Source organism: Aphanizomenon sp. UHCC 0183 (assembly GCF_009712065.1).
Lineage (GTDB): Bacteria > Cyanobacteriota > Cyanobacteriia > Cyanobacteriales > Nostocaceae > Dolichospermum > Dolichospermum heterosporum.
The window spans coordinates 31,418-41,363 of sequence record NZ_VILC01000035.1; the positions used below are offsets into that span (position 1 = coordinate 31,418).

Genomic DNA, 9,946 nt, shown 5'->3' on the forward strand with positions numbered 1-9,946 from the left:
AGGCTAGAACATCTGTTTTTACATGATAGTTTTTCTTTAACTGAAAAATAGTTAACTAAACTGGAATCTACTATGCCCCAGACTAAGAGAGGATATAAAAAATAGTTAACTAAACTGGAATCTACTATGCCCCAGACTAAGAGAGGATATAAAGAGAATAGTTAACTAAACTGAATTATTGATTATTGATAGCTCTTTATACCTAGAGGGAGAGTCTGTTGAGTATCAAACAGGCGAATATCTGTTTTTGTTTCACCGCGTTTCCCCCCAGCCAGGTCATCTAGTAAACTGGCTATTGCTTCTTCTGCTTTCTCAGCCACCTGACCACTACTTCTTTTTTCGCTTTTTTGTTCCATTACCAATGTTTGTAATGGTTTCAATGCTTTGTCAATTGGTGCTGTACTCGCCACAATCAACACCTCTACAATCCCCAAAGGTTTGCCAAAAGACAGCTTTCCTTCGCTTGGGATTTGAACTGTCTGCCCTGCCAAAACAAGTGCAGCATTTTTACCATCACTCAAAGGAAACAAAATATCAATATCTCCATCTGGACTAAAGATTAATACGCCAATATGTAAATCACGATTTTCTAGATTTTCAACGGAGATTTGCACAGGTTTGTTAATCTCAACTTCAGCCAGAGAACCATTTTCAGAACTGATAATTTGCAGATTTTTTGCAGATGAAATTTTAGCCCCACGCACAGTAAAAGACTCTGCCAACAAAGCCCGATTATCAGCAACCGTCAACCTAGCCGCCACCTTTAAACGAGATGAATTGGTATTCAGAGTCATTTTCATCAATCGAGCCGCCAGCAATAGTTTAAACTTCGTCTGGAGGCGATTTACTGCATCATTAATAGTTTCATCTTTCACCCCAAATGAACCAGGAATTAGTTCAAATCCAACGGAGAATAAACCCACACTATTTACATCTGGTAAATCTGCGAATTTTCTGGTTTCCAAATCTTGATGATAACTAGGCAACATTCGTCCCAAAATATAATGTACTTCCTGCTTTAACAACGGTACTATTTCAACGCGGGGAATTGATTGTAAAGCCTGTTTTGCTGCTTCTGTATCCACTGATTTATCTAAACCAATCCGTAATTTTAAATCATTTGGAATTGCCCGAATTTGTTCTTGCAAGACCGTTCCAGCAGGAATTTTGACACCTGACTTAGTTTGCAGTAATCCGGTGGCATTCAGGCTAGATCGTGACTCAATTTTCACCGTTCCTTGGCGTTGTCCCTGATTATCTACAATATTAAAAATTGCGCCTTTACCTAAAGCTTCTAAAACTTGTGGTTCTGCACCAGTTAAAAGTAACTTAACAGCATTTCCTTTAACTTCCGTAATCACAGCTTCTGCGGCTAATTTCTGCATGGAAGAAAAATACATCGGCTGTTGTTCATCTTTACTACCTGTTTTTACTTCCAAACCTGGATTTTGACGGCGAGAATTTGCCATACTTTGTAAAAACTGCTCAGTTTTCCCAGCCGCAGCTATCACAACTTTACCCATTCCTTGATTACTCGTTTGTTGCCACAATTGACGAGTCAAGGAATATGTAAACACACCTGCATTCACATCTTTAGCAAAACTAGCATCGGGCGCTTGTTGATTACGTCCAGCCGCAAAAATAGCAGCACCATTAACAATATTTTTTTTGCGTCTTTCAATCCATTCTTCTTTAGATAATTTTAAATCAGTCAGCCAATGTTGCTGATAATCTAATTCTTCTTGAATTGATTTGAGTTTTATATTTGGGGTGTCCCCTCGCAGTTTTAACAGTTCTGCATAACCAGGACGTGACCTAATAATTAAATTCCCCCGCACTCCAGCACCAGAGTAACAACTATCGAGAATGAAAGTCACATTTTTAGTTTTTTGGTGAGGGATGCACCGATAGATTGGAGAAAATGACGACGCTTTATGATAGGCATAGTTTCGATACTGTGCAGTTAAGAAAAGTAGAATCTTTATGGTAAATCTTTAGTTTTTTAAGTGACTGGACGTACCACACGAATTAGTTTTTTTCGCAATGATGTTTCTGCTGTTACAGCGTCATTGATTCTTGCTGCAAATTGTTCCCAGTTACGATTATTGCTACAAACAACAATTCCAAAGTGGTCATCATCACGACGATGTAAACGGATAAAATCATATTTATTAATAGTTAATATTGCCCGTTTTTGACTGATGGCAAATGCTAATACTTCATCGTCAGGTATGCGTTGATCTGCATTTCCTGCTTCTTGAACTGTCAAAACATCATGCCCCAAACTGCGTAATAATTCCACAACTGGAAAAGGAAACTGCTCATCTGCATAAAAACGTGCCATTGACTATGCTGCCTCATTACGCTCAATTACCAATTCGATTTCATCAGCATGAGCTTCTGCATATACCCAAGCATGAGCTAAATCCGTAGCTGAAATGGTGGGATAGCTGGTTAAAAGGTCAACATCACTATATCCAAGTTGTCGAGCTTCAACTAGTACCCAGACAGGAATACGAGTATTAGCAATGCAAGCTTCTCCACCACAGACTCTAGGGGTTTTCTCAATTCCTTGCCAATTGCTACCAAGACTTTGAGCAAGTAACTGTATAATCTGGACTTTTTCATTAGGTTTAAGGGCAAGAAGTTGTTGTTCTAACTCTTTGAGTGTCATGGATATCAATCCTCTAATGCCTTGTCAAGCTACATTTACAATTTTAATCCGCCACAGTGCTTCAACTCAAGCTACTTAATATTTACGATATACTGAAAGCAAAATTTCAAGTAATTACCTCAATATTAAATATAATATAATGTCCTTGCGACTTAGACTAATTAGCTGGCTCACGTCGCCTCTGCTGCTGACGCTGATTCCCTCCTTGTTACCCATTCCCAGTTATCTCCTCTCTACAACTGCCCAAGCACAGACGAGTCAAGACCAGAAAACAGAAGCAGACAAGCTATTAGAGCAAGGAAATCAGCAATTTCAACGTAGCCAATATCTGAATTGCCCACATCGTCACAGGGTCTTCTGCTGGACGCACATAAGAACCATCAGCTTTAAATAATTTCTTTAAATTTATATGCTGGCGATACTTTTCTGGTAATGGTAAGTAATTGGACAAAAATATTTACAGTCATTGTGAGCGAAGGGAAGCAATCACAACTCTTAGAATTGCTTCATTTCACCTCGTTTTATATGGCTAACGCCACGCAACGCTTACGCAATGACATTGTGTAATTAATTCTGTCTCACTACTTGTATCTATGGAAAATAGGTTACATAGTAGCTAAATAATATAGCGGTATGCACTTGAATGAGATACAGTGATTAAATTGCAAAACCTGTAGGGGCGGGGAAACCTCGCCTTAAATTGTATTGCATCTGACCGATAACCGCTATATGCTATTTCAAAACACTGGTATTTTGAGAGCGCAATTACTTGCTTCTTACATTACCAGTTGTCCGGTAACAATAATATTATGTTGATATATTTTGAACTGACTTGAATACAAGCTGCGATTTCATCAACCCGTGTCTAGGGGTAGAGTATCATGTTTCCGGTGGTAGCGATCGCTGAACCCTTTGAAATTTCAGTGGAGGACATGGGCGACAGACTCAGTTTAACCAACTATTCTATTTTTATACGAATCACAACTTAAACGAAGCCGTTAGTGCTACCGCTAAAGCATCTGCCGCATCATCAGGTCGAGGAATTTCATCTAAATCCAATTCCCGCATCACAGCCTCTTGCACTTCTGACTTATCTGCTTTACCATAATTCGTTAAAGCTTGCTTAATTTGGGGAGGTGCAAATTCCACATAAGGGAGTTTACGCTGTCCTAAAACTAACATCAGTACACCCCTAGCTTGTGCCACAACAATGGTATTTGCCATACGATAAAAGAATAATTTTTCAATGGCTACTAAATCCGGCTGTAAATCCTCCATGACGGTGTGTAAATCGTCAAATAATGTGCATAGTCGTTGACTCATTTCCATATCGGCACTGGTGCGAATTACGCCAAAATCAACCATCTGTACCGTTGTCTGTTGTTCTTTTGTTTGACTTTGCTGCCAATCAATTGCCCCAAATCCCACAGTTGCTAGTCCTGGATCTATTCCTAAAATTCGCTTTTTCATAAAATTCTTGATAACTGGGGTAATTGGTGATTGGTATTTCCTTCTTCTTCCTAACTCCTGATTGGGCGCAGGCCCTGCGCCCCTACTCGGTGATTATGAAGGATTGAATAAATGTGATGGTTTTCCCTTAGTGTGGAAACCAGGTGATGTAAATTTTTGTTAAATATTGTTTGTACCAACTTTCCCTATTAGGTATGTTTATCGGTTTTCTGAAACAAGCCATTAATTCGCTACAGCTACAGTCCCAAGGTCGCACTTCCTATCGGTTTAACCAATGGTGCAAATGGTTGTCTCCTGGATTAGCTGTGAAACGCTGGTTACTTATCAGTATTGGGGGTGTTTTCTTAGCCAGTTTGGGGTTGGCTATTTGGGTAAAATTAACCCCGATTTTTTGGATACTGGAATTGCTGAAAGGTCTTTTTGGTTTCCTAGCTGACATTTTACCCAACTATATCAGTGGTCCGGTACTCCTGGTATCTGGTGTGCTGTTGGTACTGTGGGGACAATCTCGCACTGTTGGTTCAATTACGGAAGTTCTCAGACCTATTGGTGATGAAGAGGAGTTGATAGATGTCCTTTTGGCACATCGTCGCCTATACCGAGGTCCGAAAATTGTGGTTATTGGTGGTGGAACTGGACTTTCAACTTTACTCAGAGGCTTAAAAACTTATAGTGCTAATATTACTGCTATTGTCACCGTAGCAGATGATGGCGGTTCTTCTGGGAGACTGCGCGAAGAATTTGGCGTTTTACCACCGGGTGATATCCGCAATTGTTTGGCGGCGTTAGCAGATGAAGAAAAATTACTAACGGAATTATTTCAATATCGCTTTCGGGCAGGAGATGGTTTAACAGGTCACAGTTTTGGTAATTTGTTTTTAACTGCCATGACTGATATTACTGGGGATTTGGTGCAAGCGATCGCTGCCAGTTCTAAGGTATTGGCGGTGAGAGGACAAGTTTTACCTGCTACCCTCAGTGATGTCCGTCTCTGGGCAGAATTGACAGATGGTCGCCGCATTGAGGGTGAGTCGAATATTCCTAAAGCTGCGGGGAAAATTGTCAAAATTGGTTGTATTCCTGAAAATCCACCGGCAGTTCCCGCCGCAATTAAAGCCATTAAAGAAGCTGATTACATTATTATTGGTCCAGGTAGTCTTTACACTAGCTTAATTCCTAATTTGTTAGTTCAAGAAATTGCTGATGCGATCGCCGCTACCAATATACCCCGCATTTATATTTGCAACATTATGACTCAGCCAGGAGAAACTGATGGATATAGTGTTGCTGAACATATTCAAGCAATAGATGACGCTTGTGGTAATAGAAGGTTATTCGATGCCGTATTAGTTCATAAAAAAATGCCCTCAGCCCAAGCACTTATCCGTTATGCCCAACAAAACGCCCATCCAGTTTTTTTAGACCGAGAATCTGTCACCAAATTAGGACGGCGAATAGTTCCTGCTAATATTCTCTTTGAAGATGAAAATGGTGCTGTTCGCCATGACCCCCAAAAACTAGCCAAAGTCTTATTAAAATGGTACAGTAAAGCGCATCACGGGAAGTAAAAACTGGGGACGGGGAAATATATTTCCCCATTACCAATTACCAATATTTATGACTTCTTCCATCATTTCTCAAACTGAACCACCCCTTCCCCCTTGGGAAACTTTACCGACAATGTATGATTTACCTAGCGAAAACCCAGAGGAAAAAGGCTTGCCAGACGACTTTCATTTTTTACAACCTTTACTTTTATATTTAACATTTCAACCCATAAACTGGAATCCAGAAATTGTTTATAGTGCGGCTGATCTGAATCTTTATTATGATCTGCAAAATCCTTTATGGTATAAACGCCCAGATTGGTTTGGTGTAGTAGGAGTCCCAAAATTATATAATGGCCAAGATTTGCGTTTAAGTTATGTCAGGTGGCAAGAACCAGCAAACCCTTTTGTAGTTGTAGAATTATTATCTCCTGGTACAGAAGATGAAGATTTAGGTAATAGAAAAAGTCAAATAGGTAAACCTCCCACAAAATGGGAAGTCTATGAACGTATTTTAAGGATTCCCTACTACATTGTTTTTAGCCGCTACACCAACGAAGTCCGCGCATTTCAGTTAGTAGGTGGTCATTATGAACCTATGAATATGATTGAAGGACGCTTACTAATGCCAGAATTAGGTTTAAGTTTAGGACTATGGCAAGGTACATTTAGAGATATTCCTAAGTTATGGTTAAGGTGGTTCACACTCACAGGAGAATTAATTCCTGAACCAACAGAAGAAGCGGCTGCGGCTAATGAAAGAGTTATTCTTGCTGAACAAGAAACAATAGAAGCAAAAAGAAAAGTTGAACAACTAGGACAACTGTTGCGTGATTTAGGCGTTAATCCCGATACACTGGATAATGCTTAGAGGTTGTTTAAAAAGTATTATATCAAACCAGTAATCTCCAAAAACCTAACCCCCCTACCCCCCTTCCCTGCAAGGGAATGGGGGTTTTAAAGCCTCTCCCCTTGCAGGGGAGAGGTTTGGAGAGGGGTCAGTCTATACATTCAAAACTTTTCAAACACCCTCTTAGACATTACCAATTACCAATTACCAATTACCAATTATCAATGACTAAAATCTTCCTTCCTGACATAGAAGCGACACAGCAATTAGGTATTACCCTTGGTGAGACTTTAAATGCTGGTAGTGTGATTTTACTAGAAGGTGATTTAGGTGCTGGTAAAACTACCTTAGTCCAAGGGATTGGTAAAGGTTTGGGAATAATTGACCCTATTGTTAGTCCTACTTTTACTTTGATTAATGAGTACCCAGAAGGGCGCATTCCCCTTTATCACTTGGATTTATACCGTCTAGAACCTCAAGAAGTTACAGGCTTGAACCTGGAAAGTTACTGGGAAGGCATAGAAGTAACACCAGGAATTGTCGCCATTGAATGGGCTGAACGAATGCCATATCTACCAGATAGTTACTTAAAGGTATGTTTAACCTATGGTGAAAATGGCGATCGTCAAGCCGAAATTATTGCTGTAAATTGTGAACTATACTGAAAACGGTTAATAGTTTAACCAAATATGAAACCCCTCTCCAAACCTCTCCCCGCAACGGGGAGAGGCTTTGAACTTGTTCTTTGTATGATAAAAAAGTCCAGCTTCCAGCCGTTTTGAGTATATCAACAACTGACAACTGACAACTGACAACTGACAACTGACAACTAACTACGAAAAAGTTAAAGCTTGTCCACGAACTTGTGTATTTAGCTGACCATGATCATAAACAATTTCACCGCCGACAATTGTTGTCACAGGCCAACCTGTTAAATTCCAACCTTCAAAGGAACTCCAACCACACTTGCTGACAACTTCTTCCCGTTTAACTTCACGGTAATTTTTTAAATCCACCAAAACTAAATCAGCATCATAACCAGGGGTAATTTCTCCCTTATTGGCAATACCATAAGCTACAGCGACAGCTTTAGACATCCATTGTACAACTTGGGCAACAGTACATTTTCCATCCATAGCAGCGGTTAACATTAAAGGTAAAGAAGTTTCTACACCGGGCATTCCTGAAGGGGTGTTTGGGTAAGTTTGGGCTTTTTCCTCTAGAGTGTGCGGGGCGTGGTCAGTAGCAATAAAGTCAATGATACCATCCCGTAAAGCTTGCCAGAGAACTTCATTATCATGGGGCGATCGCAAAGGTGGATTCATTTGTGCTAAAGTACCAATAGTTGCATAAGCACTAGTATTCAACAGTAAATGTTGGGGTGTTACCTCTGCCGTCACCCAACTAGGTTTATCCTCACGCAGCAACTCCGCTTCCTCTGCTGTTGACATATGCAGAATATGTAAACGGCGTTGATATTTTTTAGAAAGCTTTAACGCCAATTGCGTAGCCAACAAAGCAGCTTGATTATCTTGAATTTGGGAATGAATCGCCGGGTCTGTAATCCCAGCAAACTCCTGTTTTCGTTGATTAATTCTCCCTTGGTCTTCCGCATGAACAGCAATTAAACGAGTTCCCCGCGCAAAAATCGCCTCTAGTGCCTCTTCCTGGTTTACCAACAACTGTCCGTGCATTGACCCCATAAACACCTTAATTCCCGGTGTTGGCTGGGCAGAAAGTAAATCTGGTAAATTATCCGCCGTAGCCCCAATAAAAAAGCCATAATTAACTAAGCACTTCTGGGCTGCCCGTTGTAACTTATCATCTAAAGCTGATTGAGTAATGGTTAAAGGTCTTGTATTCGGCATTTCTAGAAAGGAAGTAACTCCCCCCTTCGCGCAAGCACAACTGGCAGTAAATAAGTCTTCCTTATATTCTAGACCCGGTTCACGGAAATGCACCTGGGGGTCAATCACACCAGGCAACAAAGTTAATCCTTGTGCGTCAATCTCACAAGTGGGTGTGGCATTAGTAATTTCTTGTCCTACTTGGGTTATGTGCCTTCCTTCTATCAACACATCGCCAATCATTGACTCACCATTGGGTAAAATAATTTCAGCGTGGCGAATCAGTAAACTTTGTTTTGACATGGATTTAAGATTTTTCAGGATAAAGGAACTATTTATGGATGATAGATAACTTTTTCTTTAAGATAAACTTAATTGGCACGAAGAATCAGCGATTTTGGTTTTGTGTTAAAAAATGTTTATAGTTAAGAAAGCTAAAAACCTGAATGTTTGCAGCTGATAAAAGAAAAACACTAGATTTTTTACTTTATTTACCTACCCTCTGCTCCATCTCGTTAAGATTAATAATATCAAGTCTCTCCCTCTGAGTTCAATACTAGTCTCATAACATACTTCAACAATTTCATGCAAAATCAAGCATCTGATAAAAACTCTAGCCAAGAACCCGATAACTCCTGGATAGTAGAGCTAGGTAAAACGATGATATTGAGTATCTTTCTGGCTCTAGGAATTCGTACCTTTGTCGCCGAAGCTCGTTGGATTCCCACTGGTTCAATGGAACCAACCCTGCATGGTGTAAAGGACCAATGGCAGGCAGACAAAATTATTGTTGATAAAGTAAAGTATAGATTTGCTAAACCGGAACGGGGAGATATAGTAGTATTTTTACCGCCCCAAGAAATACAGAATAATCCTGAACGGGAAGCATTTATTAAAAGAGTAATTGGTTTACCTGGTGAAAAAGTAGAACTGAGAGCAGGCAAAGTATATATCAACAGCAAGCCTTTACGGGAAGATGTTTATCTATCTTCTACTGCACAAACGTTCGTTGAAGCTTGTAACAGCAGTGGACTTAAGCCTCCTTTCTTGGCTCAACCGGAAATTATCCCACAAAATTACTACCTCATGCTCGGTGATAATCGTCCTAACAGTTATGATGGTCGTTGTTGGGGTGTTGTTCCCCGTAGTAATATTATTGGTCGGGCTGTAGTTCGTTTTTGGCCTCTCGATAGAATGGGTACAATTGATAAATCTCCTGCCTATTCATCTCAACAACCGTCAACCACCCATCACTTCCCTTCGGGTAAGTGAGGGCTTGTAAAAGCCTAGTTGACCAGACTCAGTTCTTAACCGAACTACGTTAGAGGTAAGAGTTAAAGACCTACCAGAGGATGCGTAGCTAGTTCCCTGCTCTAGAACTTCAAAGTTAAACAGGCTTAAGGGTTAAACCAGTGCTTTTAAGATAGTTACCGACCTCTAACATTGTCGTTCGCGCCAGCGTGCCGGAGGCATCTAGCTAACATTACCCGCAAGGAGGCTCTTTGGAGCAAAATATTATGTCCAAAGTATTTGTTTTAGACACTGAAAAAAGACCACT

At 40.2% G+C, this 9,946-nt stretch carries 10 protein-coding genes; 4 read left to right on the top strand and 6 right to left on the bottom strand.

All coding sequences use genetic code 11. From position 1 onward, the window contains the following. Window positions 1–182: 182 nt before the first annotated feature. The 5 genes from FJR37_RS27760 to ruvC all read right to left on the bottom strand — a co-directional run bounded on the left by FJR37_RS27760 (window position 183) and on the right by ruvC (window position 4,144). A complete protein-coding gene (locus tag FJR37_RS27760) occupies window positions 183–1,877 on the bottom strand; it encodes a DUF4384 domain-containing protein (RefSeq protein ID WP_168466261.1) in 1,695 nt (564 codons plus the stop codon). A gap of 125 nt (window positions 1,878–2,002) precedes the next feature. Further along, window positions 2,003–2,344, bottom strand: coding sequence for a DUF5615 family PIN-like protein (locus FJR37_RS13760; RefSeq protein ID WP_168466262.1), 342 nt, complete (start codon window positions 2,342–2,344; stop codon window positions 2,003–2,005). A gap of 3 nt (window positions 2,345–2,347) precedes the next feature. Then, entirely contained in the window at window positions 2,348–2,674 is a 327-nt protein-coding gene (locus FJR37_RS13765; protein ID WP_039204417.1) for a DUF433 domain-containing protein, read from the bottom strand. Window positions 2,675–2,963: 289 nt separating this feature from the next. Further along, window positions 2,964–3,125, bottom strand: coding sequence for a hypothetical protein (locus FJR37_RS13770; RefSeq protein ID WP_168466263.1), 162 nt, complete (start codon window positions 3,123–3,125; stop codon window positions 2,964–2,966). 527 nt (window positions 3,126–3,652) lie between these two features. Continuing rightward, window positions 3,653–4,144: a crossover junction endodeoxyribonuclease RuvC gene (gene ruvC, locus FJR37_RS13775; RefSeq protein WP_168466264.1), complete on the bottom strand. Its 492-nt coding sequence runs from the start codon at window positions 4,142–4,144 to the stop codon at window positions 3,653–3,655. Window positions 4,145–4,338: 194 nt separating this feature from the next. On the opposite strand from ruvC, the gene yvcK reads away from it, so the two are divergent. The 3 genes from yvcK (at window position 4,339) to tsaE (ending at window position 7,206) form a co-directional block, all read left to right on the top strand. Beyond that, window positions 4,339–5,712 carry a gluconeogenesis factor YvcK family protein gene (yvcK, locus tag FJR37_RS13780; protein WP_168466265.1) on the top strand — a complete coding sequence of 458 codons (1,374 nt, stop codon included), beginning with the start codon at window positions 4,339–4,341 and terminating at the stop codon, window positions 5,710–5,712. A 49-nt stretch (window positions 5,713–5,761) separates the two neighbouring features. Further along, window positions 5,762–6,562 carry a Uma2 family endonuclease gene (locus FJR37_RS13785; RefSeq protein WP_039204410.1) on the top strand — a complete coding sequence of 267 codons (801 nt, stop codon included), beginning with the start codon at window positions 5,762–5,764 and terminating at the stop codon, window positions 6,560–6,562. A 203-nt stretch (window positions 6,563–6,765) separates the two neighbouring features. Further along, complete coding sequence (gene tsaE / locus FJR37_RS13790; RefSeq protein ID WP_039200537.1) at window positions 6,766–7,206, top strand: tRNA (adenosine(37)-N6)-threonylcarbamoyltransferase complex ATPase subunit type 1 TsaE; 441 nt, start codon at window positions 6,766–6,768, stop codon at window positions 7,204–7,206. 168 nt (window positions 7,207–7,374) lie between these two features. Here the strand turns inward: tsaE and FJR37_RS13795 are convergent, their stop codons facing one another. After that, complete coding sequence (locus FJR37_RS13795) at window positions 7,375–8,691, bottom strand: dihydroorotase (RefSeq protein ID WP_168466266.1); 1,317 nt, start codon at window positions 8,689–8,691, stop codon at window positions 7,375–7,377. Between the two features lie 282 nt (window positions 8,692–8,973). Between FJR37_RS13795 and lepB the strand changes: the two genes are divergently transcribed. Then, window positions 8,974–9,660: a signal peptidase I gene (gene lepB / locus FJR37_RS13800; RefSeq protein ID WP_027401129.1), complete on the top strand. Its 687-nt coding sequence runs from the start codon at window positions 8,974–8,976 to the stop codon at window positions 9,658–9,660. Window positions 9,661–9,946 lie beyond the last annotated feature (286 nt).